At 40.9% G+C, this 25,071-nt stretch carries 27 protein-coding genes and 3 pseudogenes; 14 read left to right on the plus strand and 16 right to left on the minus strand.

What is annotated here, in order from left to right; translation table 11 throughout:
- Positions 1-128: 128 nt before the first annotated feature.
- From AB4167_RS17250 to AB4167_RS17265, 4 genes are all read right to left on the minus strand, one after another.
- Positions 129-818, minus strand: coding sequence for a tyrosine-protein kinase family protein (locus AB4167_RS17250; RefSeq protein WP_065677467.1), 690 nt, complete (start codon positions 816-818; stop codon positions 129-131).
- On the minus strand, positions 818-2,917 hold the full coding sequence (locus AB4167_RS17255; protein WP_372136811.1) for an SLBB domain-containing protein: 2,100 nt from the start codon (positions 2,915-2,917) through the stop codon (positions 818-820). Before AB4167_RS17255 ends, AB4167_RS17250 begins: the two co-directional genes overlap by 1 nt.
- Positions 2,914-3,750 (minus strand): OmpA family protein, encoded by an 837-nt coding sequence (locus tag AB4167_RS17260; RefSeq protein ID WP_372136812.1) that lies wholly within the window; start codon positions 3,748-3,750, stop codon positions 2,914-2,916. Before AB4167_RS17260 ends, AB4167_RS17255 begins: the two co-directional genes overlap by 4 nt.
- Positions 3,751-3,812: 62 nt before the next feature.
- Entirely contained in the window at positions 3,813-4,142 is a 330-nt protein-coding gene (locus tag AB4167_RS17265; RefSeq protein ID WP_372082615.1) for an STAS domain-containing protein, read from the minus strand.
- Positions 4,143-4,453: 311 nt separating this feature from the next.
- Here AB4167_RS17265 and AB4167_RS17270 point away from each other — a divergent pair, with 311 nt between their 5' ends.
- Positions 4,454-5,296, plus strand: coding sequence for a DNA ligase (locus AB4167_RS17270; RefSeq protein WP_065584423.1), 843 nt, complete (start codon positions 4,454-4,456; stop codon positions 5,294-5,296).
- A gap of 101 nt (positions 5,297-5,397) precedes the next feature.
- Here the strand turns inward: AB4167_RS17270 and AB4167_RS17275 are convergent, their stop codons facing one another.
- A complete protein-coding gene (locus tag AB4167_RS17275) occupies positions 5,398-6,768 on the minus strand; it encodes an MATE family efflux transporter (RefSeq protein WP_372136813.1) in 1,371 nt (456 codons plus the stop codon).
- A 161-nt stretch (positions 6,769-6,929) separates the two neighbouring features.
- On the opposite strand from AB4167_RS17275, the pseudogene AB4167_RS17280 reads away from it, so the two are divergent.
- Positions 6,930-7,178, plus strand: a pseudogene (locus AB4167_RS17280) (riboflavin synthase); the annotation flags it as partial.
- A 129-nt stretch (positions 7,179-7,307) separates the two neighbouring features.
- On the opposite strand, the gene AB4167_RS17285 reads toward AB4167_RS17280, so the two are convergent.
- Both AB4167_RS17285 and AB4167_RS17290 read right to left on the minus strand, forming a co-directional pair.
- Complete coding sequence (locus AB4167_RS17285; protein WP_372136814.1) at positions 7,308-8,030, minus strand: riboflavin synthase subunit alpha; 723 nt, start codon at positions 8,028-8,030, stop codon at positions 7,308-7,310.
- 99 nt (positions 8,031-8,129) lie between these two features.
- On the minus strand, positions 8,130-8,360 hold the full coding sequence (locus AB4167_RS17290) for a helix-turn-helix domain-containing protein (protein ID WP_372136815.1): 231 nt from the start codon (positions 8,358-8,360) through the stop codon (positions 8,130-8,132).
- 97 nt (positions 8,361-8,457) lie between these two features.
- On the opposite strand from AB4167_RS17290, the gene AB4167_RS17295 reads away from it, so the two are divergent.
- From AB4167_RS17295 to AB4167_RS17325, 7 genes are all read left to right on the plus strand, one after another.
- Positions 8,458-9,429, plus strand: coding sequence for a hypothetical protein (locus AB4167_RS17295; RefSeq protein WP_372136816.1), 972 nt, complete (start codon positions 8,458-8,460; stop codon positions 9,427-9,429).
- 134 nt (positions 9,430-9,563) lie between these two features.
- Positions 9,564-9,962: a hypothetical protein gene (locus AB4167_RS17300; RefSeq protein ID WP_372136817.1), complete on the plus strand. Its 399-nt coding sequence runs from the start codon at positions 9,564-9,566 to the stop codon at positions 9,960-9,962.
- Positions 9,959-10,258 (plus strand): hypothetical protein, encoded by a 300-nt coding sequence (locus AB4167_RS17305; RefSeq protein WP_372136818.1) that lies wholly within the window; start codon positions 9,959-9,961, stop codon positions 10,256-10,258. The genes AB4167_RS17300 and AB4167_RS17305 overlap by 4 nt, the downstream gene beginning before the upstream one ends.
- Positions 10,251-10,484: a hypothetical protein gene (locus AB4167_RS17310; protein WP_372136819.1), complete on the plus strand. Its 234-nt coding sequence runs from the start codon at positions 10,251-10,253 to the stop codon at positions 10,482-10,484. The genes AB4167_RS17305 and AB4167_RS17310 overlap by 8 nt, the downstream gene beginning before the upstream one ends.
- Positions 10,485-10,648: 164 nt before the next feature.
- Complete coding sequence (locus AB4167_RS17315; RefSeq protein WP_238815198.1) at positions 10,649-11,194, plus strand: recombinase family protein; 546 nt, start codon at positions 10,649-10,651, stop codon at positions 11,192-11,194.
- A 166-nt stretch (positions 11,195-11,360) separates the two neighbouring features.
- The gene (locus tag AB4167_RS17320) at positions 11,361-11,945 is read left to right on the plus strand and encodes a hypothetical protein (protein WP_372136820.1); all 585 of its coding nucleotides are present in this window, start codon (positions 11,361-11,363) and stop codon (positions 11,943-11,945) included.
- Complete coding sequence (locus AB4167_RS17325; protein WP_372136821.1) at positions 11,935-12,861, plus strand: hypothetical protein; 927 nt, start codon at positions 11,935-11,937, stop codon at positions 12,859-12,861. Before AB4167_RS17320 ends, AB4167_RS17325 begins: the two co-directional genes overlap by 11 nt.
- A gap of 41 nt (positions 12,862-12,902) precedes the next feature.
- On the opposite strand, the gene AB4167_RS17330 is transcribed toward AB4167_RS17325, so the two are convergent.
- From AB4167_RS17330 to AB4167_RS17340, 3 genes are all read right to left on the minus strand, one after another.
- Positions 12,903-13,769, minus strand: a complete 867-nt coding sequence (locus AB4167_RS17330) for a hypothetical protein (RefSeq protein ID WP_372136822.1) — start codon at positions 13,767-13,769, stop codon at positions 12,903-12,905.
- Entirely contained in the window at positions 13,766-14,770 is a 1,005-nt protein-coding gene (locus AB4167_RS17335; RefSeq protein WP_372136823.1) for a hypothetical protein, read from the minus strand. Before AB4167_RS17335 ends, AB4167_RS17330 begins: the two co-directional genes overlap by 4 nt.
- A gap of 152 nt (positions 14,771-14,922) precedes the next feature.
- Complete coding sequence (locus AB4167_RS17340; RefSeq protein ID WP_273992087.1) at positions 14,923-15,084, minus strand: sigma factor-like helix-turn-helix DNA-binding protein; 162 nt, start codon at positions 15,082-15,084, stop codon at positions 14,923-14,925.
- 849 nt (positions 15,085-15,933) lie between these two features.
- Here AB4167_RS17340 and AB4167_RS17345 point away from each other — a divergent pair.
- The 3 genes from AB4167_RS17345 to AB4167_RS17355 all read left to right on the plus strand — a co-directional run bounded on the left by AB4167_RS17345 (position 15,934) and on the right by AB4167_RS17355 (position 18,246).
- Positions 15,934-16,197 carry a hypothetical protein gene (locus AB4167_RS17345; protein WP_372136824.1) on the plus strand — a complete coding sequence of 88 codons (264 nt, stop codon included), beginning with the start codon at positions 15,934-15,936 and terminating at the stop codon, positions 16,195-16,197.
- 6 nt (positions 16,198-16,203) lie between these two features.
- Positions 16,204-17,295: a baseplate tail-tube junction protein gene (locus AB4167_RS17350; protein WP_372136825.1), complete on the plus strand. Its 1,092-nt coding sequence runs from the start codon at positions 16,204-16,206 to the stop codon at positions 17,293-17,295.
- A gap of 153 nt (positions 17,296-17,448) precedes the next feature.
- On the plus strand, positions 17,449-18,246 hold the full coding sequence (locus AB4167_RS17355; RefSeq protein WP_372136826.1) for a PDZ domain-containing protein: 798 nt from the start codon (positions 17,449-17,451) through the stop codon (positions 18,244-18,246).
- Between the two features lie 74 nt (positions 18,247-18,320).
- On the opposite strand, the gene AB4167_RS17360 is transcribed toward AB4167_RS17355, so the two are convergent.
- From AB4167_RS17360 to AB4167_RS17375, 4 genes are all read right to left on the minus strand, one after another.
- On the minus strand, positions 18,321-18,926 hold the full coding sequence (locus tag AB4167_RS17360) for a hypothetical protein (RefSeq protein WP_372136827.1): 606 nt from the start codon (positions 18,924-18,926) through the stop codon (positions 18,321-18,323).
- Positions 18,927-18,928: 2 nt separating this feature from the next.
- Positions 18,929-19,297, minus strand: a complete 369-nt coding sequence (locus AB4167_RS17365; protein ID WP_372136828.1) for a hypothetical protein — start codon at positions 19,295-19,297, stop codon at positions 18,929-18,931.
- Positions 19,298-19,299: 2 nt separating this feature from the next.
- Positions 19,300-19,770, minus strand: a complete 471-nt coding sequence (locus AB4167_RS17370) for a hypothetical protein (RefSeq protein WP_372136829.1) — start codon at positions 19,768-19,770, stop codon at positions 19,300-19,302.
- Positions 19,771-20,129: 359 nt separating this feature from the next.
- Complete coding sequence (locus tag AB4167_RS17375; protein ID WP_372136830.1) at positions 20,130-20,699, minus strand: hypothetical protein; 570 nt, start codon at positions 20,697-20,699, stop codon at positions 20,130-20,132.
- Positions 20,700-20,906: 207 nt separating this feature from the next.
- On the opposite strand from AB4167_RS17375, the gene AB4167_RS17380 reads away from it, so the two are divergent.
- Positions 20,907-22,415, plus strand: coding sequence for a hypothetical protein (locus tag AB4167_RS17380; RefSeq protein WP_372136831.1), 1,509 nt, complete (start codon positions 20,907-20,909; stop codon positions 22,413-22,415).
- Between the two features lie 55 nt (positions 22,416-22,470).
- On the opposite strand, the pseudogene AB4167_RS17385 reads toward AB4167_RS17380, so the two are convergent.
- Together AB4167_RS17385 and AB4167_RS17390 are read right to left on the minus strand one after the other, a co-directional pair.
- Positions 22,471-22,569, minus strand: a pseudogene (locus AB4167_RS17385) (carboxypeptidase); the annotation flags it as partial.
- A 26-nt stretch (positions 22,570-22,595) separates the two neighbouring features.
- On the minus strand, positions 22,596-24,569 hold the full coding sequence (locus AB4167_RS17390; RefSeq protein WP_372136832.1) for a recombinase family protein: 1,974 nt from the start codon (positions 24,567-24,569) through the stop codon (positions 22,596-22,598).
- Positions 24,570-24,620: 51 nt separating this feature from the next.
- On the opposite strand from AB4167_RS17390, the pseudogene AB4167_RS17395 reads away from it, so the two are divergent.
- Positions 24,621-24,983, plus strand: a pseudogene (locus AB4167_RS17395) (riboflavin synthase subunit alpha); the annotation flags it as partial.
- Positions 24,984-25,071 lie beyond the last annotated feature (88 nt).

Genomic DNA, 25,071 nt, shown 5'->3' on the forward strand with positions numbered 1-25,071 from the left:
TTTTTAGTCATATTTCCGCCAAAAACACTCAATTTGGTTTTTATTTATTCAGAACTGTTGGAGCTTGAAGTCTAATAAGATAGGTGGCTGTCATGGTTTAATGACAGCCAGAAAGTAGCAAAAGAAAGTTACATCGGAAGGTTCAAAAACTCATTTTGATACAGCTTGTTTGCCAAGCTATCGCGAAACTTAGCGGGGATGAATTTCATTCGATTGATTTGTCTGACCAACTCTTGTGCAAAGCTAGGTTTTTGTTTCATGTTCATCACGCAGCCCATTAGATTGATACTTTGTGCATCAAGCAGCTTTTTCGCTTGTTCTAGGTGGTGACTCGACGTTTCACCATAAGCGACAACCATTAGTGTGCTTTCACAAGCACTCGCCACAGACTGCGCCGGAATGTTTCCTTTGTTTATGTTGAGAAGCGGTGAGGTATCAATGATGACTCTGTCGTATTTCTCTAACCATTTGTTGACCACTTTTTGTAACGTTGTCGGATCTTTATAAGCCAATTGCGTTGAAGCAACTTGTGGAGCAGGGACACCGATAAATGTACGCTGAGATTCAACATGTTCAATCAATTGACCTTGCTGATTATCTTCTAGCATATTCAAATCTTTGAAAGCAGGGTTGAATAAGTTGAGATCAACATAAAGCGTAGAATGACCCGCAAGAAGAAAACGCTCGGCTAATGCGGTTGCAATAGATGTTACGCCGTCACCTGAATGGCAGGCGGTGACGCATATTGATTTTTGGCCGTTAAGTTCAGAAGCTAAATACAGTTGCTCGACTTCGGCATGGGTCGCTGAAATAGTCATTATAAAGCTCCTATTAATACGATGGTCGTGGTGATACGCAGTATGTCATCAAGTCCGACTCGTGCTTTCTCAATAAAACTTTCGCGACGGTCTGGAATGTAAATCGTGTCACCGGCGCGCAGCACCGGCAGGTTGTAAATGTTCGCCGTTTTGCTGAATTCAACAAGGTCAAAAGTACGAGCCTGACCTTGGCAACAAGACATATTGACGATGGTAATTTTCTCTACGTAAGCATTGTCGGTAGGGCCTGCAGCTTCTGCCAGAATATCTAGAATGGTCATGTTGTCGTTGAATACATAACGCCCTGGGTTGTTAATCGCACCAAGCACACGAACGGTTTCTTCTTTCGGTGTATCTAACCAGTTTTTGCCTTTCTCTGGGATGTAAATCGTGTCGCCAGTGGTTACGTTTGGCAGTAACGATTCGTCACCGGTTTCGAAGTACAGTGATAAGTTAAGTTTGCTTACTTGCGAATAGGTTTTGTCACGATGCGTTACTCGAACGTTGTGGATGTCGGCATCCTTTGTTGGACCGTCAGCCGCAGACAAGATATCAAGGAAGTGCATGTCTTTGGTGAAGCGGTAACGACCAGGCGCATTCACTTGTCCAAAAATGTAGATCGAAGCATCAGAGCTTTGACGAACCCATTGTGATTTATTGTCTGAAGGGTCTTGTGGCAAGTCGTGAACACGCACGATAGAGCCCGCTCGAATTTGTGGCATTTGGTCACGTGGCGCACCATTTCGAATAAAATCATCAAGGTTAAACACAACTAGCTTTCTACCTGTAACAACCTCGATTTTCGATGTGTCAGCGCGTAGCGTAGGGCCACCGACGTGTGCCAATAATCCCATGAAGTTCATTTCATCTGACCATTCAATACGACCAGGTCGATTCACCTCACCAATCACGTTAACTGCTCTGTCTGGCGTGATTTTCAACCAAGACTTCTCGTTCATGTTGGTTTTCTCAGGAACGAAAATCGCGTCACCAGCTTTGATGCTAGGAGGGTTAGAGTTAGGTAAGCCTTCAGTGTAAGCCGCTAAATCGAATTTAAGCACTCTGCCATCTGCTTTGATGACACGGATTTGTCGTGACTCTGCAAATCGAGTTGGGCCGCCCGCATTCGCCAAGATATCCATAAAGGTCGCGTCTCTTTTGCCTTCAAAAGCACCAGGTGCTGCGACTTCGCCCATTACGTAAACCATGTTGGCGCCGGATTTGATCTCTTCTTCTTGCTTGGGAACGAAAATGGTCGCACCCGGGCGTAAAATTGGAAGCAGACTTTCGTCACCAGAATCTAAGTAACGTTTTAGGTTGAATAGCGTTGGGGTGTTGTTCGAAATCACTCGGATTTGCTCAACACTGGCATAACGAGTTACACCGCCCGAACGCATAAGTACGTCGACAAGGTCGGTGTTCTCTTTGTAAGTGAACGAACCCGGCGCGTTCACCTCACCAAACACTTTGATGGAGTTACGAGAATCAGCACTGTCACCTGAGTTAGCAAGCTTTGCTGCGTCAAACTCTTGCTCGATGTTACCGACTAATGGAGAAGCTGGAACGAATAGTGAATCCAGTGATTGAAGAGTAGGTAATGCTGACTCGTCTCCTGAATCAAGGAATCGTTTGTAGTTAAACTCTTTCTTATCTGCGCCTCGCTTTAGAATCAGCTTATCCAGTTGCGCGCCCGGGCGTAAACCACCCGCAGCGTAAAGTGCCATTTGGATGCTAGAACCTAATGAGAGCGTGTATTCGCCAGGCTGTTCTACATAACCTTGCACGTAGATGATGATTTGCTGCTCTTTTACATACACTGAAGCGTTCGAAAGATCTTTGTAAGCGGTTGCCAGTGACTCTAGAACGACTTTGTTAAGCTGGTCACTGTCGTAACCTGCAACAAACACAGCGCCTACTTCAGGAAGGGTAATACGGCCACGCTTATCCACTTGGAAACCTGTGTTTAAGGTACTTTCACCGGGTACGTTAACTTGGATAAGGTCACCGACTTGAACTGCATCTGAAAACTCGTCGTTAGCATTGACAACATTCGCAAAGCATAACGATAGGGTGATGATAAAAGCGATTAAGGATTTCATATTCCACCTCCCATTTTCTCGGCATTCTTAGGCGAGATAATTTCAATACTTACTCGGCGGTTCGTTAAACGAGTTCCGTCAGATTCACCTTCAAAAAGAGGGACGGTTTCGCCAACAGAGACGGCTTTGATTCGTTGAGCGCCTAGTCCAAAAATAGTCAGGTAGCGTTCGACTTGTTTCGCTCGTCCAAGCGCTAACTTGTCGTTGTATTCTTCGGCACCCGTTGCATCAGCATGGCCGGTAACCACAAGGTCTAGAGATTTGTGTTCTTTCAGTAAACTGGTTGCTTCCGCAAGTCTTCCCATATACTTCGGGTTTACTTCAATCGAATCTTCCGCGAATTGGTTGTCAACATTAAGCAGGTCATACAACTGTTCGATAACCGACAGTTGCATTCTAAATTGATTTTCATTTTTTGGTGGCTCACAGCGGGCTTGTGAAGTTACGTAATCCAGTTGGACCTCAAGTTCATTTAGGCGTTTTCTTTGGATCACTAAATCGTTGGCTGCATCCAGTAGTAGACCGCCTTGAAGTTCACGAGCAATACGATTTTGCTTTTCGATTGCTTGAACAACAGCAGCGGGGAAGCACCAACGAGCGCCTTCTTGGATCAAGGCATCAAGGTGCAATTTAGCAAGCTGCCAATCAAAGCGTAATCCATGTTCTGGACCAAGAGGCTCGTCTGGCATGACAGGAGAGAAGTCTGAGTTTTGATAGTTAATAGAATCGTAACTTTCAGCCAAACCCCCTGTGCCTTGTTCAGGATAGCTAGTACAGCCACCCAGAACGAGAGCGGACAGAGAAAGGGCTATGTAGTTTTTCAGTATTTTCATGCCAACGTCCTATGTTTCTAATTTTTCTTATTATTTTTTGTTACTTCTAGCTTAGTGGTTCTTCATGAATTTGCAGGATTTTTTGAATTTACTGGGATAGCGTGGCCAATACGCAGCAAGTTCATAATTTCAAGCGGTTGCCCCGTCACATTTTCAAGTCGCATAATACGCTCGCGTTCAGTCAGACGTTTGAACATATAAACAATCGCGCCAACCCCAGATGAATCTAAAAACTCAACTTGGCTAAAATCAACTTCGATTTCAGGGTGGCCATCGTTAGAAATCACATCATCAATGTCGGTTTGTGCATCACGACTGCCTGCTGCATCCAGATCACCGAAAATAGAAAGTGTCAGTGTCGTTGTGTTTAAATCAATCTTACGTAGTTCCATAGCGATATCTCCTTTTAAGTATGTATGGACAATTGCACTGAATGTGCCAACTTTTATGTTGTTATTTTTCAATAGCTTATATTTGTAGTGAATTCCCATCTCAAATTGAGAAAAGGCATTTCTCAATTTGAGAACTAAAAACGGCGGATCATATGAGAGCCATAAGTCATTAATTAAATGAATAGATGAAAGGGTTAGATAAGGTTGGTGAGTGGATCGCATCTTCTAGCAAAGATTGTCTACCTACGTGTCAGAACGCTTAGGATTAAAGGCGTTTGTTGACTACTACAGATATCAATACGGAGCAGATGATGAGATTAACTAAATTGGCGATAGCAACTCTATGGGCGTGTTCGCTCTCTTCTCATTCATCCTATTTACCTCCCGACCATTTGGTACTGGCCAATACATACCAACAAGGCATTGATGTTTCTGAATACTGGAAGAGTGAAAAGCTTGATGGGATTCGGGCTCTTTGGGACGGACAACATCTTTATACACGCAATGGTAATCGCATTTACTCACCCAAGTGGTTTACTGAAAACTTGCCTAAGGTCCATCTCGAAGGAGAGTTGTGGGCAGGAAGGGGCAAGTTCCACCTTGTTCAATCTACCGTTCTCGATCATACGCCGAGTGACACAGCATGGCGCCAAATCGATTTCATGCTGTTTGATATGCCAGGCGCTGCGGGAGATTATCAAAAGCGCTATTACAACATTTTGCATTGGGTAAGCGTGATTGGAGAATCTCATGTCAGCTACATAGAACATGTACCAATTCACAGTGAAGAGGCTTTGTTTCATCAACTTGATAATGTCGATGAGCGTAATGGCGAAGGTTTGATGCTTAGAAAAATCACCAGTCGTTATCAAGCAGGCCGAAGTAATGATTTGTTAAAACTGAAAAGGCATCATGATGCCGAAGCCACAGTTATTGGCTACAAGGGTGGGACAGGGAAGTATAAAGGGATGATGGGTTCAATCTTGGTTCACACAGAAGAGGGTGTGGAATTTTATATAGGCAGCGGGTTCAGTGACCAAATGAGACTCGCACCGCCAGAGATCGGCAGCCGTATTACCTTTCGTTACAATGGTTTTACTCAAAACGGAAAACCCAAGTTTGCGCGCTTTGTTCGAGAGAAGAGTGAATATTAAGGCAGATACGATCTACCTGACCATTAAACGAAAAAGAGCCCTGAAAATCAGAGCTCTTTTTTTTATTCGAAATCAGATAGACCGACTTAGTGAGTGCGAATCTAGCGCGAACTAAACTCTAGCTGTACGTCGTCGTCTTGTTTATGCATCCAGTGTAGTCGCATACCCAGCATAATCGCTGCTGATGTGAGACCGACAATGAAACCAATCCAGAAGCCGTGCGCGCCCATAGGTTCAACAATCCAATCTTTCATTCCTAAGATGTAGCCGATAGGAAGGCCAAGCAACCAGTAAGCAACGAAGGTAATGTTGAAGATTGAACGCATGTCTTTGTAGCCACGCAGAGCACCTGCCGCGATAACTTGGATGGCGTCAGTACATTGATAAACCGCCGCGAACAACAGCAACTGCATTGCAACCATAATTACTGCCGTGTTCTCTGTGTAAAGTAATGCAACCTGTTCTCTAAACAGAATCGTTAACGCCGCTGTCATAAGGGCTGTCACTAAACCAACAATGATACCCACGTGTGTCGCGATCTTCGCACCTTCGGTGTTGTTTTCGCCCAACTTATGGCCAACACGAATACTCACGGCTGCACCGATACTCATTGGAATCATGAAGACCAGCGAAGAGAAGTTGATCGCGACTTGGTGCGCGGCAACAATCAATGAACCCAATGGTGCAACTAACAGAGAAACCACCGCAAACAGAGTTACCTCGAAGAAGATAGCGGCCGCCACAGGGAAACCAAGTCTAAACAGACGAATTTGAGCTTTAAGTTGCGGCTTATGGAACGTACCGAAGATGTTAATTTTCGCCAAACGCTTTGATGTTAAAACGTAAGCGAACAGCAGAGCAAACATCACCCAATATACGATAGCCGTTGCAACGCCACAGCCAACACCACCCAGAGCAGGAGCACCAAGTTTTCCGTATACGAACATCCAGTTCAGCGGGATGTTTAATAGCAAGCCAATAAAACCAATCACCATCGCAGGCTTGGTTAAAGACATACCATCGGTAAAGCTTCGCAATGTTTGGAACAACAAAAATGCAGGTACAGCAAACATCACCGCATTCATATAGCCGATGGTCTTTTCCGCCATGAGTTGTTCAATGTCCATCCACTCCAATATCAATTGTGTCTGGAACAGTACGCCAATGATTGGAAGGGAAATGACGAGCGCTAAAAACGCTCCTTGTTGAATCTCAAATGGAATTTTTACTTGTCGACCAGAACCATTCAGTTGTGCAACGACAGGAACCAACGCCATCAATAGACCAACACCAAATAGGATTGATGGTAGCCAGATACTTGCTGCAATCGAAACCGCCGCCATATCGATAGCACTTACGCCACCGGCCATTACGGTATCAACAAAACCCATTCCAGTTTGTGCAACGGATGCGATCAATACTGGGGCCGCAAGTTTAATTAGATTCGAGGATTCTTCTTTGTAACGATGCACAAACAACTCCAAATAAGAGGGAAAATTAGAATAATAGTGTAGGAAAGGACATTCTGAAGGAATCAGAGACAATGATCTTAAGCTTCCACTGGACGAATCATAAAGAAATGTCACAATAACTGCTATGAAAAACTGTTACTAGAATACTAAATAGGAATCTTATGTTTACAGGTATCGTTCAAGGCATGGCAACACTGGTTGCTATCAACAAAAAAGAGTCGTTTCAAACTCATACCATTGAGCTAAGCGATGAAATGGTTGAAGGATTAGCCATTGGTGCTTCAGTAGCTCATAACGGTTGTTGCTTAACGGTAACGGAAATTTCAGGTAACCAGATTGCTTTTGATTTAATGCAAGCGACATTGCGATTGACGAACTTAGGCCAACTGAATGTTGGTGACAAAGTGAATACTTATCAAGTTTAAATCATTACATTGTGTTGAAAAAAGTGAGTTTTTGATTTTTCACGTTATTTGAGCGCTATTACTTCAGTAAACGCTGAAGCTAGGGCGTGTTACCCTAGCTCATGACGCAAAGCATTATTGGTTATCAGAGTTTGAGAGAGCTTTTTGTGCTGCTTGACCGATAGAGTCAATGTCCGCGTTATTTGTCGCTAGAAACTTCTCAAACATTGGCATTAAAGCTCCCATTTTCTCGTCAATAGCATCTCGCACAGTATCAACGATCACCTGAGTTCCACGTTCAATCTCAACGTTGATGTTTGAACCGCTTTGCTTCTCTTCGAAAGTAGTCATTCTGCGAGTCTCTGGAATCAACCAAACATCAAACCAGCCATCTTTTTTGTCAACGTCAGATACAGTAAGGCTTGCCCCATTCAAAGCAATGTAGCCTTTAGGGAAAATGTATTTTAACCATTCGCGTGGAGCCGTAATACGCACGCGGTAGTTGTCATCTATTTGCTGAACGTCAAGCACAGAGGTTTTGAAATCGACATGCCCCGATAGTGGGTGTCCGCCTATTTCAGCACCATCTTTGGCAGCGCGTTCTACGTTGATCTTTTGGCTTTGCTTGTATTCACTCAGCGTTGTAATCTCAAGGCTTTTGAGCATAACGTCAAACTTGACTAGCGTTGGAGAAACTATCTCAGTAACAGTTAAGCAAACACCATCAACTGCAACACTAGCCCCTATATCTAAGTCTTCACAGAAACCTGCATCAAACTCAATAGCGAAAGTTCTTATTCCCTTGTCGTCAGTTATTGATGAGATCAGAGCGACAGATTGAATTATACCCGTGAACATGATGGCTCTCCTGTTGTGCCTATATGGCTGTTTAGTAGTGTGTATTTTGAACCAGTTCTAATGTGATTAATAGGTTTAATCGGCATGACCGGTGGTTGTTTATTCAAACAACGAATTCGCATCAGTTTGTAAAACGACAAGCAAATCTCGGATCATCTCATCAGTTACACGAATCATGCCGCTTTCGATCTTTGCAAGTTTGCTTCGAGTCATGTCTATTCCAAGCAAACTACACTCACGCTCTACATCTGCTTGAGACCATGACTTACTTAACCGTATCTCTTTGATTTTAATGCCAGTAATATTCTTTTTTTCTGTGACTTGGTTCATGATTTCATCTGCACCATTATGGGTGCAAATAGGTTGCATATAAGATAAAGGTACACTGCACCCATATGGGTGCTTAGTGCTTTTATTTGAGGTTTTTATGAACAATAAAGTGAACAAAGTACAATTTGTGAAAATTAGCGTAGTGAGCGCGCTGTCGGTGGTTACATTGGCTGGTTGTCAAGCGACCAAAGTAAAGACAAATGTAGACAAAGGAATGGACACCAATCTATATCAGTTTGTTAAGAACCCTAAAACGGTTGAGCAGGTTTTTGGTGACATGACTTGCGGCGAATTCATGCGAATAGACAAAGGTCAGAAAGTAGAACGTTTTGGTAATATGGACTCTACTGATCTATTAATAAAGCAACGTGATGCGGCTTATAATACAAATTCAATTTTATCAGCTATCCAGTGGGATAAGCGTCGTTTCAATCATCCATATGGCAAGACATTGAGTGCAGAAACTACAAGAGAGTGTTTAAGAAAGGGTAATGAGTCACTTGTTCATCAAGTGATTTCAGACTCTAAGTATCTTATGCCTGATGTGATGACCGAGCATGGAGACTACAAAGTAGCGAGTACAAATGATGTTCTTTATGCAATGTATACAAAATCAGAAAATAACGACGCTATGTTACAAGTGATTCCGAGTGTAATGCCTAAAAAGGGCAGTCGAGAATATAGAAATAAAAACAAAATGGCTAAAATCAGTTCATTTTATATCCATACTGATATCAAGTGTGAAGATATGAACTACTACAACGTGTTACCAACTATCAACAATAAAAAGTACTACGTTCAAAATACTTGCGGTGAAAACAGAACAATGCGCACATTTATTCGATATACAATGGGTGACGAATCCGCACTAAATTTACATAAGCTCATTTCAAAAACAAATGACGACATCGTTGTTGATTATGATGGAATGAAAACATATCGTTTCAGCTCGAAAGGGTATACGGCTGCATTGAATCAGGGAAGAGAGTTAAATCAAGTATTCTCGTTTGGCTCTGAAGATGAATGGTTCAACTACAAAGTAAAGCAGTGGGCTTTGTTGAACAAGTAACAAACAAGATTCATCTTTATTAAAATCGACTGAAAGAACGTCGTATTCAATAGAAACCGCCTTCAATGGGCGGTTTTTATTGGTTTCAATCTGTTGAATAAATATATCTGTATTAATGAACAGGTTGAACAAGTATGAAAAAAGAAAATCTTCATTTCACTGATAACGAGAAAGCCAAAGAAGCGGGGCGACGCAGTGGTGCTGCGAGGCGCAAGAAAGCCGCTGAACTACAAAAGCTAGAACGCAAAGCAGAATTGCGAGACATCGAAAATCGAGAGAAGAAGTTAAAAGATATGTCAATGCCATTGACTGGTGCTGGTGACATCGACACAAGTCAAATTCTTAAAATGGTGTTGTCTGGTGCGTTTGGTGTAGTACTAGCTGAAAGAGCAATCACAGCGATGTGTGAAGCTGAAATAAAACGAGTTACTAACCGTGCGTCCAAGTTGGAACTGTCAATCATCAATGACTTGTCGCGGTCGGAAAAAGAAGCTCTTCTTGCTTCACTTGAAGCTGATTTGGAGGCGTTATGAGTTTCTTAAATTTAGTTCGAACTAACAGTAGCAAAGAAGAAGATGAACAGGGATGGACGGGCAATTCTCTTGATTTACTGAGAATGGTCGGTTCTTTAGATGAGTATCGTCGAGAACAGCTTAAAGACAAAGAATACCAAGAAGAAGCAGAGAAACGAATCAACGCCATTCGAGAGAAGATGAAGCAACACGAGCAAAGTCGTTTGGTGTCGCAAGAAGAGGCGTTACTTGAGCAATCAGAGCGAGAACGGAAACGTAGAGAACTACTTGAACAACTGGGTGGTATAGATGAATAGATTACTAGCTGGGTTGTTGGTTATTATCATGCCATTAGCGATTTCAAATATTTCGTTTTCAAATAACTATGGTGAGTTGCACTCAATACTCGATACTCTGGCAACACAACAAGAAGTAGTGTTGGAAAGAACAGATATCATTCTTGATGATATTGATCTTGTAAAGGCAACGACTAAACACAATGGTGAGCGAATAGAGTCACTTGAAAGACTGCTTGCTGATTAAAACTAAGTCCTCGTAGAAATACGGGGGCTTTTTGTATTCATTTGACTACTGTCTAAGAACACATTTGAATGAATACGCTAGCTGTATTCATTATGGTTGCTTTTTCCATTGAATACAGCCTAATGTAGTCTCATCTAGAGTTAAATGAATACAGCGAGTGAAATATGAGCAAGGTTGGCTATGTTCGGGTGTCTACAGTTCAACAAAATACGGTGCGACAACTTGATGGTGTTGAATTGGATAAAGTGTTTACTGATAAATGCAGTGGCTCAACAACGGATAGGGAAGAACTGAAGCGTTTAAAAGAGTATGTACGCGAGGGTGATACGGTTGTCGTTCATGACATCTCACGTCTTGCTCGTGACATGAAAGACCTATTAGGTCTGATTGAGTTCTTCAATTCTAAGTTGGTAGCGGTTCAGTTTATCAAAGAGAACATGCTTTTCAGTGCTGATAAAACCAACCCGATGAATGAGTTATTGCTTAACCTACTAGGGTCTGTATATCAGTTTGAACGTCAAATGCTTCTTGAAAGACAGGCTGAAGGCATAGCGAAAGCAAAAGCGGCAGGGAAGTACAAGGGGCGCGCAGTAACAGTAGATAAGCAAGCTATACTTGATTGCCTTGCTGGTGGTCTATCGATTCGAAAAACTGCCCAAAGGTTAGGTATTGGAGTGTCAACAGTGCAGAGAGCTAAAGCAACAGTTTAACGACTCTGTTAAACAGCTGTACAAAGTGTGATAGCGGCAATACTGCCGCTATTTTTTATCTATCGACCAAAACTGTGAAGTCAAGTGTCGCCAGCATCTCTAAATTTCTGTAACTTCTGACTCATTGAATATGTTAACAAACAACTGTTTTATAAATGAGGTTTTTATGTACGAGCCAAATGTATCTGAAGATTTACCTGAAGAAGTGAATGTAAAGGCAATGAGTAAAGAAGCGCTTGCCAAGTACATAGAAGAATGTCAGAGGGAGTTAGATGCTCGTACAGAAAAAGAACGTGTGGATCTTTTAAATGATATTAAAGGAAAAATTTTAGAGTATAAAGAGCTACAACCAAAACTTAGTGACACAGATATCGCCCGAGAAATTGGTTTGAATATCAAAGTTGAAAAGCGGAATGTTAGTGGCACTCAACAAAAAAAGAGTACTCCTAAACCACCATCACTTTTTTATGGTGATGAAACACTAGGTAAGTTAACAGCGGACACGCTTTCTCGTGACCCTTGGTTTGGCTTACTTGAAAGTGGTGAGATAGAAAAACATAGAGTAACACACTCACAACTCCAAGAAGATGGCAGTTGGCTATGTTGGAATAGCAAGTCCCAGACAGAAAGACCAGATTGGGCTGAAGGTGAAACTAGAGTTTTAGGTGATATTGATTGGGCTACACATCTGGAAAAAGCGAGAAAGAAACGAGAAGAGCGAGAAAACAAGAAGGTGAGCGATGGTAATTGATCAATATGTCGCTACCATCCTAAAGCGGCATAATATTAACTACTTTCTTGTCGGAAATGACTATATCTATACCCGATGTAGATATCTCTTTGATGCCAGTGCGCCAAGATCAAGTCGATACAAAAGCATGTTAATCAGGATCAAGTTTGAGCACGAACTAGAAAACGGACTGTATATAGCACGTGGTCTAGGAAAGGCTGCGTATACTGCTTTAAGAATGGAGCTTGGTAAGAAGAAACAACTAACTCAAGTTGAAGCCAAGTATGATCGTGAAAATCAATGCTTAGTCTTCGAAGTTGAGGGGGATAGGCTTACTACGGAGTGTACTTATCAAAGCCAGTCTGATCGCAAAGAATTTAGAATTCCTAGTGATGGATCAAAAAGAGAGTTCGTTTGTTCTTTTGATAGTCAGTACATAAAAAATGCCAACAAAATCAAAGCAACATTACAAGCAGATAACGGTACTGTTGAATTCAAGACAATTAAGTCTTTGAACTTGAGTGATGATGAGTTCGAGAAAAATGTATTCAAGAATTACTCAATAGTCGGTGGTGCTCTTTTACTTAAAGATGAAGACGAGAACGTTAAAGAAGTTTCTTTTGAACGAGAGTTTGAACTAACTCGTGAGCTATTCAATCAATTCTTGTCACAAGAGAGTCAGTATATAGCTGTTGTAAATGAAGACTCGCCATTCAAAGATCAATTGTCATGTGATGTTAAAACTTTACTAGTTGATGATTACTCAGTTTATAAGACGGGTAATTACGTTGAGTTTACCAATAACATAGTCTCTTACTTTAAAGATGATTCAGCAGGCATGAAAAATAGACAGCAGAAAATTGTTAAAAAGAAACAAGAACAAATGTACGGAGACTCAATTCTTAGTCGATTAGCAAGTTCTGATTTGAACGAATAAAAATGTTGTGTGCATAGTCTAAGCCCCTCAATTACGGGGCTTCATTCCCACTGACTGACATCACAAAGCACCTCAATTTCACTTTTGTCATAAAAAACAGAGTGGTTACAGTCACAAGTAGGTGGATGCCATATCTCTGTTTCAATCTCGGGCTTTGCTGGTGGACATAGCTCTATCGTTCTACAGCCGAGCAGTGCGCCCAAATGCAATATTCCAGTACTGTGAGTCACAATAAGCGGTAACTCTTCTCTAATGAGCGTTAGAACGTTTCTAAGCGACTCTTCAATAACAATACAATCGGCTCTGAGCTTTGGAAGCAAGTTTTTTACGTAATGGTTCTCATCATGAACGGTCAGATATACACGATCAATCATACCGAGATCATGCATTCCATTGATAATATTCACGTAGTACCCAGACGATACACAACGACTAGAGCGGTTTGTATGCTCGTTGATGTGGAATAGGGCAGCACGACCAACTAGAGACTTGTTGCAGCTTGATTTGATATGCGAAACATCGAGTTTGTCGCAGAGCAACGGAACAATAGACTCGTAGCAGTCTTTGAGCCTAAGAAAGTCTGGTATTGCTATGCGCTCAGAACTCCCATTTACATTGTCTTGCCAAGTTAGTTCAAGTTGTTCTTCATTGCTTGGTGTGTGAAACCGTATTTGAATATCGCCAAAGCTAGATTCAATAGCATAGCCTTGGAAATCAAGCACTGTCACTGGTAGATCGAGTAGTTCAACAAGGATTTTGACTAACTCTAGATATTCTATGACTCTAACGTACAACTGAACTTCGTACTGTTTAGCGGCGGAGTTGATCAATTCTTTCAAAGAATAGAGTGATAATGCCACGTCACCGTAACCACCGCCGAACTCGTTGTTAATAACTAGTGTTTTCATACTTCACGCTGTTCGAATTGTTGTTCTTCTTCAGACCAGTCTTTGTTGGCTAGCTTTTCGCTTGCTAGTCGGTACTCTTCTTCAGCTATGACTTTCTCAGTGTTTCTAAAATTATTGTCATCGAACATCAAGGGATAGCAATGAATGATTTTCTCAAGAGTAAATCGTTTAGGCGCTATATTCATGCCTTTATCAAGTAACTTCACGACAGGCTCAAGATCTTCGATGTGTTCAGATTCAACTAACGGTTTGATTGTCTTGAGTAAGTCACGATTGTAGTTAATGGCTAGTGACTTTATTTTGTTGTCGATCTGGTGTTCAATAGGTTCAGCTTTACTTTCAAACAAAGCATCAATTTGACCATCTTCAAGAACTAACTCGATTTCTTCTACTTGCCAGTTTATAGTAAGACTTGACTCAACAGATATTCTTTTTGGCTTAGATTCGGTCACTTGTTTTCTCTCTATGTGATTTTCAATAATCGAAAGTATTTCATCTCTAGAACGCCCGAATGTATCGCAAGCATTCTGGAGTATCGTATTGAAGCTAAGTTCATCATTAAGCATAAGAGTCGAAGTTTCTTTCAGCTTTCCGTGTACGCTTTTCGCATCGCCGTTGTGTACGTCACCGAGATCATTACTATCGACGTGCTTAACACAAGCAATTTCAATTTCGTGTGTCTTGATATCAGCAAATAGAACTTGAGCGGTAGTTGCATCGAGAACTACAAAGTAATTGCCAGTAACTGCCGTATACAGATTAGACTTGTTATGTAATTTACGGGAAACCTTCTTAGATAGTTGATCATGCTTTGAATTAATCTGTTTATCTTTTCGATCATATTCAAGTAACGAGCGAACATTTAACTTGTCTGTTTTCTTCAAAGTCACACGTCTGACCAAGTCTTTATATGAACGTTGACCTGTTTTTTCTTGCAAGCGAACTTGAATCAAATTGTTATTGGTGAATAGTGTTGCTTTTTTAGTTAATGGTTGATTCATTTTTCTTCTCTCTATTCTCTTTGGAATTTGTGTTAGATAGTTTGGTGTTAGTTAAGTCTGCAATGATTCGGGTAATTGATTTATTATTGTATTCAGGTAGTTGAAGTAGTGCTTCAGCTATAGCTATCGGGACACTGACTTTTAAGTATGCCTTATCTCTCATTTTCAATTTCTCTCACGATTTTGTAGATAGTCGATGTTGATATTTTGTATTGTTTGCTTATCTCATCGATGGTCAATTCGCTGTTCAAGTACAAGTCGTAGATGACTCGCTTCTGTTCTGGGGTTCTACGTGGCTTTTTGATTCTCATCATTCTCATCATTCTCTCTTTTCTTGTTTCTACACTTTTATTTATAAGAACTGAGTTCGGTGATCGATGGTTTGAGTGAAAAAAGTTGAAATTATTTTCAAATAGACAAGATGAGGGGTGGGGTGGTCATAGCTTAACGTACATTTTGAAGTACATTTTGACTAAGTTTTGAGTACGTTTTGACGTACATTTTAACTAAATCTCACGTACATATTGACGTACACTTTAAGTACACTTTCGAGTACGTTTTAGCACTGTAAGTCTAATAAAAACAATAGGTTGGAGGTTGGGGTTCAAGGGGAACATTAACACGAGCAACGAGATAGAGAACGAGAGTTCAAGGGAAGACAACAAAAAGAAAATTGGGAGCGAAGCGACCGCCCGAAGGGCTAATCGGTCGTTCTTGGAACGTGGTTTCACAAGGTCTTCAATTAGGGCTTCGCCCGTTCGCCTTCGGCTCACTTTGTTATCGCTTCGCTTGTACAAGTAGATGGTCTTGAAGTGGTTCTACTGGATGACTAAGAGACTGCTACGCAGTCACCGTCTTTCGGCAGCACTTCGTGCCACCGGACAGTTTAGCTTTTGATTGATTACTGGTTTGTATAGCGCAGGCTATTGCTCGTCAATGCGATTCTAAGACGGTCTTAACTGGCTAGTGGTATGTTTTACTGGATGTGACTTTAAATTCGCTTAGAATCGATTCTAGAGATGTTTGACTGGTGTTGAAACGTATAAATATGAGTGTCTATAATCGTTAAAACTCGTGTTAGTTAAATTGGCAGTCTTTCCGACTGCCTTTTTTTCGTCTGTATGAAAGTAATAAATACATCGAACTAACAAGAGGTGTCTTCAATGCTTTGTCCAAGCTTACTATCAAGTCAAATTACCGACCCAGAAACGTATCTTTCTGAAAATCAAATCGACCGAGAACTACTTGTCAAAAGACTATGGGGTTTAATACACGAAACCGATAAAACAAGAGCTAAAGGCTTAACTGAACGTGACTTTGATTACTTTGAGAATTTGATGTGTGCAATCAAAAACTGGACTGATGAAGACTTACTTGATCTAGCATCTGAACCAGGGCAGTTCAGAAAATACATGCGTGAGTGGTAGGGCAGTATGAGTATTTCTAAAATAATTAGTAAAATGGGTGGTGTGGCTGAAGTTCAAACTGTTGAGGTAACAGAGCCGCACGAGTACAAAGAGAAAGAACAAGTTGTTGCATTGGCTTACCCTTTGAATATTGGTGCTGAAAGCGGTCATTCTAACTTTTTCATGTTTCGTGCCTACGACATGGCTAGTACTACGAAGCAGCACTATACAGACATGCGTAGCTCGTTTACATCACAACAAAAAAACGTCGAAAGATCAGTAATTTCACAAGAGCTAATGGCAACAATTGCACTTTATGCCCCAAGTGTTGTTGAAAGTGTTCAACATGAATTTGATAGTACATCATCGACTGTCCTTTCTGACTTTCTAGCCGATGCGGTAGCAGTTGCAGGCGCAGATTCGGTTAGTGACGGTATTCAGAAAGGTGTAAAAGCCGCAAAGACTGGAGCTGGCGCATTGGTTGGGCAAGCACAACGCTCATACATACAAAATAACGCAGCACAGCAGCTTGAGAAGAACAGTAGCATTGTTACTGATAATGCAACAGTATCAGCTTACAAAGGGACGGCACAGCGTCAACAGACGCTTACATACGTCTTTCATCCCAAGTCACTTGATGAACTCAAAACAGTCGGCTCTATCATAAAGACTTTCTACAGCTTATCTCTACCAGTCAAAGGCAAGATTCAAGATGGTCTAGTAAACCGTGATTCACTGACTGCTGATTTTCAAAAGGGACTCGACAAATATGCAACTCTTTTGAAAACGCCACCAGTATGGTTCATTGAAGAGGTTAGTGATTCAAATGCAGAAAGATACACGCCAAGATTTATCTTTGGACCAGCTGGTATTACATCGGTGAAGTTGAACAGAACACCAGATCAGTACTGGCGTACGTTTAGAGGCACAGCAGGCGACCCGTCTGGTATAGAGCTTGAATTGACATTTACTGAACTGATACCACTTGATCGTGCAATGTACAATCGAGATATGGGAAGCTCAATAAAAGGGTATCAAGACAATACTTACACAGCAGCAGGCGACAGCATCGATACTAGTTCACTATTTGACCGCTTTAGTAATGCCTTGTCAGTGTAAATAGCACTTTCATAGGGATCAATGAATTGATATTTCGAGTCGAACATATTTTTTGCTCATAGCAACAAAGCCTTAGCCGTTGTTGATGAGAAAAATCTTGAATCCATAGCTTTTTCTGTGAGAATGCTCGGCTCATATATCATGAGGTTTGAAATGAAAAAAATTATATCGGTCGTTTTGTCACTTATGCTTACGGCTTGCGCATCCAATGGGTACAAAGAATTCTATACGCCACTTGTTAACACTAACGATATTGCAGAGATAGAGATTTTGAAGGATGGAGAGACACCAGAGCTTTATGAAACTGATAACATTGAGCGAGACGTTCAAATTCTAGAGTCAAAGCGATACCTATTGATTGGGTACTCATCATTCAACGGTGGTTATCAATCAACAGACTATGCAATTGCACAAGCTAAACAGGTTGGTGCTACTGTTGTGTTAGTTACATCAGAATATACTGATACACAGACCGTTAACACTACATTGTTCTTGCCTGATACACAGACGAGTTATACAAATGGCAGTGTATACAGCACGAATGCCAGAGGCACATACAGTGCTACAACAACTACGCATGGAACAAAAGCAGTACCAGTATCAAGTACTCAACATCGTTACGATCAAGAAGCTGCTTATTTTGTAAAATCAAACTTTAAATACAAATTTGGCTTCCATTATAAGGATTTGACACCAGAACAACGCTCAAATATAGGCCGTAACACAGGTGTGTTAGTAGGAACCGTTATCGAAGGGACTCCAGTATTTTACGCGAACTTGTTAGCGGGTGATATATTGGTCGGAGTAGATGGTAATATGGTGCGAAATCAGAAACATGTAGATAAACTACTTCAAGCAGTCCCTACTAGCCAAGAAAAGAGTACTTTGACAGTATTAAGAAATGGGAAAGAGATTGATTTGGTAGTTGATTTCTCTATGAATGATGATTAGTACAAGCTGTTAGATTATGTAGAGCCAATTCATAATAATACTGACCTAAAAAAAGCGAGCATCAGCTCGCTTTACTATTCTTCATCCAAAATCTTGTCGATTATCTCTTCGATTTGCTCAAAAGAACCATTCATTCTTGCTTTTCTCAAAGCTACTAGATCAGACAACTTAGCCGTTGAACTATCAAGTAATGAAGTAGCATCATGATTCAATAGATACTCTTCAAACTCCGTGATATCCATTTCTTCTTGAAGTCGGTCTAACTCAAAGAGAGCGTTGAAAACGGCTAGCTGGGGAGCGACTTTAGAACCAAGAACTGACTTCTTTGCAACATCACGAGCAAGCTGACCAGTGTACTTGTCTGAAGTGTTAACGGCTTTAGTTCTCATCAACTGCTTTTCATATTCGATAGCTTGAGCGATAGTTTGACAGTTGATTACCATCCAACGTAATTCAGTTAAAGAATCGGCCACACCAGTTGACAAGTAATTACTACTTTCAATTTCATCATCTTTAGAACGGCAGTGTTGTTTAAACGACACTAACTCAACTGGTTCAACTTCGATGCTTGATACAATTGGCTCTTGGCACTCTTGCTCATTTTCAAGTCGTTCGATCTTCAATTTAGCAGTGGCTAAAGCTGTTTCCAATTCTTTGAATTTCTGTTCTTTTGTTTTCATATCTACACCACTAAATTGGGTTTACGGGCTTGAAGCCAGCCTTGAAAGGCTCGACTATCTGTTTTTACTTCTGGTTTTGGCATACTTGCGTAATGCGAGTTCTCTCGCATGAACTGGTCGAAGTGTTTGCCGTGAAGTAAGAACTTGATGTCATCTGCAAGATCTTCCATTGTGCCTTTAGTACCGAATCGACGTTCAGTATTTGAAAGTTGATTGATGGTTTTAAGCTCTAGAGCACTTTCAAACATAGCCTGATAAGCTCTTGTGCTGTTTTCTGACTGGCTTTCAAGAGTTGCTAATCGGCTAACAACGCTATAGAAAAACTTGCCATCTAAAGCAGACGCTGCTTTTTTTAATTCTTGGAAGTACATATTTAAATCCCGTTTCTAATAGTTATTTGCTCGGCTTTCGTTAGCCAGTAATTAGCGCCAATTAAATCCTCTCGTTGTGACACCGTAATGTCATTACGATCTAACTGACGTTGAACCCAGTTCTTGAACTGAGAATTAGTAAAAGTCATTTGTTCACTGTCTAGTGTTGTTCTGCCAACAGCGAATTTAAGATCATCGTTTGTTTTGTCGTAGGCATAGAGTACTTGAGACTCTTCTTTGTTCTTCTTGAGTCGTTCATTCTCAGCATGTTGTCTAACTTGCTTTAATTCGTTTTCATGAGCATTCAACAACGTTTTAAGCTCTTCTTCGTCTAACCATTGACTAAGTCCACCAGCAACACGACAAGAAGCTTGAAACGCTTCAGGAACTTGATACTGAATGGCATCAAGAACCGCACTAGCAAGCCACTTGTTTGAACTATCACGTTGAACGTGATTCAAGTTAATTTGCATAACCAAGTACTCCTAAACGTTTTTTAAACCGATTCACATACTTGGTTACTGTGTTCCGTGAACAGTTGTTCTCACGAGCTAATGAACTAACTGATTTAATACCGAGACAAGACAAGATAGCCAGTTCGGCACTGGCTATCTCATCAAACCGTTCTGGTCTGCCGCCTGCATTTTTCATGTTATTGCCTCTATGTTGTAAATTTAGAATTGCCGCTTTTCGCACCACTAGCGCGGCTCACTAGTAGGAATCGTGGGGTGCATGAGAAGATGCATTTCTCATATGCAAGTATTTATATAGAGTTTCTGAGCAGGTTTTTGAGCATGAAAAAGCCCTCGACGTGATGCGAGGGCTAGAGGGGTTACAGTTTGGCTTTGATTATTGGCTGTAGTTGTTTTCTCGCAGCTTCTACGTTGTCTACTGCTAGAAATGCCGCTGCTTTCGAAGTGTGATCACAGAACTGTTCCATTTCTTCTAGCTTTCGAACTGTCTGAGCGTAGAGCTTTAAATCGACCTTGCCGTTTAAAGTTAACTTACCGCCTTTTGTATTCGCTCGACGATAGTCTTCAAGAATGCTCAACAATTGGGAAATGAGTTGGCGAGTTTCAATAGACAGTAGTTTTAGCTTCTTGGCTAAGTTCGATGATGTACCGTTGTTCAAGTCGGTCTCAACCATCTTTGCTGTGCGCTGTAGCTCCTCAAAAGATGAGACTAGAGTAGTTGAATACCCGTGTATCTGGCGAGATAGTAGGGTGGCTTCACTCGGTTCAAATAAGCTAGTGAGTACATGTGTCAGTAATGAACTGAGTTTACGATTGATTACCTTGGCGGTTGTCTTTGAGTGTTTTTTCAATAGCTTTTTAACCGCTAGTGCATTCGCTTCTGTAAGATAAGCATCTAGGCTGTGTGATTGACGTGGTCTAAGTTTCATTTTCATCTCCTGTTTTGGAGATATTTATGGGGGTATTGACGTTATGAAAAAATATGAGACAGATAAACGGCTCTATCACCTTGCCTAAAGCGAACGTAGTCTTAGCTTTTGGTGTTCATTTGCTCATACTTTTGATTTTAAACGTGAATTGATGGAAAATACATAAATACTAATGTGGTGGCATAGGGTGGGGTAATAGCTTTGTTTTTGACTACAGAAGACCGACTAACAGAAAAGCTAAACAAAGAGAAAGAGTATCTCTGGACAGAGATTAATGATCTTAAAGCGAAATTAGAAAAGACTAATCAACAGCTTGAGTTGCTAGAGCAGAACGCACCAGAGCATTATTCCAAAGCTTTGGGAGCTAGGAATAAAGCCACCGAAGTAAAAAACAAAGCTGAAGAACGCTTGGGCGAGATTGATGCCATTTACAAAAGCGTTGAAGATGCTCATGAGCTTGTAATTTCATTGAAAGATGAATCAGACTCGAATCTGGCAACTATCAAAGAGCATGGGTCTACTGCTTTCGATAAATCAGAATCAATAGCTCAATATCATGATCAGTACTTAGAGTCTAAAGCAGAAATTGACGAAGCTCTATTGGAGCTTAACCGTTTAGTTACTGAGAAAGATCGCTTGGCGGTGAAAGTCGAGTCGTTATCAGAACAAGTAACCAATACCGAATTGGTTGCAAGTAAATTGAAATCTTTGCTTAGTAATGCAACTAAACAGAAAAGTGAATTTGACACTCTTCATGGTGAAGTCTTTGGCTTTACATATGAAGATGACAATGGTGAAGAAGTCGAACAAGCTGGCTTAAAAGACGAACTCAAAGATGCTTATTCTAAAATTAAAAATGATGTTGCATCGTTAAACGAAGAAGTTTCGAGCGTAGAGCAAAGATACAATGAAAAACTAGACTCAATTGAAGGCCAATACCAAGAAGGGGTGGAGTCGTTCATATCAAAAGGTGAAAAGCAATATAGTTCAATTGTTGAACAGATAAAATCACTTCTTCCCGATGCGCTTACGGCTGGTCTTTCTGGTGCATATATCGACAAAATTAAAGTTGAAAAAGAACAATTAGACAAACATGAAATTTCGTTTAATAAAGCTATTCGCTGGTTGATAGTATGTTCTTTGTTGCCAGTCGCATTTAGTATGGTTCGAGTAATATTTTTGAGTGAGCAGTTTACCTCCGTTATTCAAGACGCTCCGATGATTTACTCTATGATGCTACCTGTTTACGCTCCTATCCTATGGGTTGCTTACTCATCAAACAAGAGCTATAAGCTTAGTAAACGACTAATTGAAGAGTATACACATAAAGAAGTATCAAGCCGAACATTTGAAGGCTTGTCAAATCAGATTGACACAATTGGCGAAGATGACACTAGTGGTGAGTTAAGAACTAAATTGTTGTTCAATTTGCTTCAAGTTAACAGCGAAAACCCAGGCAAGTTAATATCTGATTATAACAACTCAGATCATCCGATTATTGATGCGATTGACAAAAGTTCAAAATTAGCCGATGCGATTAATCGTTTAGATAACGTACCTTTAGTAAGCCCACTGTTAAGACACCTAAATGCTAAAGAAAGAAATAAAATCGAGCAGAAAGAAAAAGACATGTTGAATGTAGTTGATGTAGCAACGACTCCTGAAGTCAATTCGAAAGAGGAAGAATCAACAACTAAAACAGCTTCAGTGGCATAGATATACCAGTAATGGTAAAGGCTCGGTAGCTTGAACACTGCCGAGCCATTTTTATTTACAGATAGCGACTCTTCAAATGCTCTTTAAAGTAGCTGGCGTTCAGTGTTTCGCTAGTTGCTTGTTTCACTAGTTCATCGGTGGTAGGCAAAATGCCTTAATGACAGTTAGTTAAGCTAATAACTAACTGTCATTAAGGCGAACGATTTTAGATATACATCGGATACAAAGTAACCGGTGTATATCATCTGTAGTTATTTCTCGTGGTGACACGATTATGTCAGTCGGGTATTTGTAGTTCTTGCTCGTGTACTCGACAGAAACCGCATGAAAGCCGCTCTTAATGGCTTTTTCAACAGAAGCGTGCCTTTGATATTGATTTGCTGACAAGCCCATAGAGAGAAGCACACGACGTTTGAATACGAACGGTTCGGTTACGGTCTCTAGCAGTATCTCAAATTCATCTTTTTCTTTTGGTGGTGCTTTAATGGCGACAGTCACCAAATCGGGTGCATACGCTTCAAGTGGGTAATAATGCTTGCCGTTTTTAATATCTTCTTCGGTAAAACAGACTTTGTCCAAAGCTTTGTTAATTGAACGCATGTCTAGAGCTTGCTCAGTAACCAATAGCTTTACATACGCTTTCTTTCTACGGTTTAACGGAGTAGGGATGTAATACCAATGTACTTTGTTATCAATGGTTTTAATGGTTACAGTATCTTCTACAATTCTTATTTCTTTGACCAGTCGTTGAACAATTTCTCGTGCTTCCAATTTGTCTTCATCTGAACCGTTAATGTAAGCTTCTTTCTTTTCACGCCAGTTATTAACGTCGTCTAAAGAAATGAATGAATTTGAATGAGCATGGTTCTCTTGTTCGATGGTTAATTGATCATTAAGCTCTTGAATTTTAGTTGATAGCTCACTGAGACGGTCTTGATCAGCTAGATCGAATGCGAGTGGATTATCAAACATGATCTTCTTTAATGTTGAAAGTTGATGCTGGTATGATCCGATTTGTTGTTGAATAGATTCAATTTTCATCTTGTCTGGTTCTACGGGTACTATCTGATGTTCAGACAAACATGACAGTACAATATGATCTAAAAGCTGTTGTCTAGCATAGAAGCCACAAGCGCATTCCGGTGAAGAGCATTTATAGATGCCACCATTTTCACGAGAGCCTAACGCAACGGTGTCTTTGCAATACAAGCGACTGATACCACCAAGTATTGAGTAACTAACACGACGATTGTCATGGATCTTGTAGCTGTCTTTGATAGCTCGAATTCGGTGAAACTCATCTTTGTTACAAGCTGCGGGAAAATAATCTTTCAATATGAAGGTAGAGTAGATTTTCTTCTTTTCAGGGTGTCTATTGGTTGCATCTAAGTCGAGTAACGTTATTTGTCTGTCACCATAAAGACATTCGCTTTTAAATATGCTAGCGACAGAATCAACGGTTAGCTCAACACCATTTTGTCTTAAGTAGTTTCTGCACGTTACATTGCCTTTGCCATCTAATGCCATTTGGCAGATTTCTTTAGCAAGTTGAAATTTTTTCTCATCGATGTAACAAACGTTGTCTTTTGCGTAGGCATAGAAGGGGAGTCCAGTTGAGACGTTGTAAGGGTTGCCACACGGCGCACGCTCACCAGTTTGGTACTGCTTAATACGTTTACGCATAGCAGCAAGCGTTATGGCTTGTTTTTTACGCGATTCTTCGCCTGCCAGATCGAAGCTAAGAGTAGCGAGTATCTGGCTAACAGAGTCATTCGGCTTGTACTCACGGTTGTCCATTGTTGTTAATATTAAGACACCGCTACGCATGATCTGAAGATATAACAAGAATGCATCGTCTAAGTTTGCGCGTGAGATACGGTCTAGAGCACGAACCAGTAGATAGTCACCAGCTTGAACGTCGAGATTATTCTTGTCAGCCATATCGGTCAGGAAGTCACCGAGCTTACCAGCGAGATTTTTTTGATGAAAAGCACTTCGACCGTGATCGGAGTATACTTTCCCAAGTTCTGCCCCGTATCGCTGGCAGTATTCGTTTATCATGTCGTCGTCAGTTTGCAAGCCAAGCGATAAACCAGACTCGACCTGTCCAAGTGTACTTACACGCGCATAAACGTGTATCTTCGGTGTTCTCATAAAGCCCTCGTCATTTTTAATCATACTACCATGATTAGACTTTAATTAGGCAATGTTGAGCGTGCAGCAAAGTTTGGTGACGAAATTGGTGGGCATAGCATGTCTGGCCACATTACTCTGATGGCTAACCTAGTCGATGTGATTAAAACAGAAAACAACCGTACGCTTTGGTTTGAGCTGCCTCAAGAATCAATGAAGTATGTGCTGAGTAAGGGTTACATCGGCGTTGATGGTTGTTCATTGACGATTGGTGAAGTGGAAGAGAACCGTTTCTCTGTTCACCTGATCCCAGAAACACTGAATCGTACTCTGTTTGGCGGCCGTGAAGTAGGCGACCAAGTGAACATTGAGTTCGATCCACAAACGCAGGCAATTGTTGATACTGTCGAGCGTGTATTAGCGAACCAGAAATAGCCACTAAGCGCATTGAATCGGTGGCAATAAAATCACACCGATGACCAAATTAAAAAAGAGCACGTGAGGTGTAATGCCGATCAGTTAA

Source organism: Vibrio sp. 10N.286.49.E11, from assembly GCF_041469505.1.
Taxonomy (GTDB): domain Bacteria; phylum Pseudomonadota; class Gammaproteobacteria; order Enterobacterales; family Vibrionaceae; genus Vibrio; species Vibrio crassostreae_C.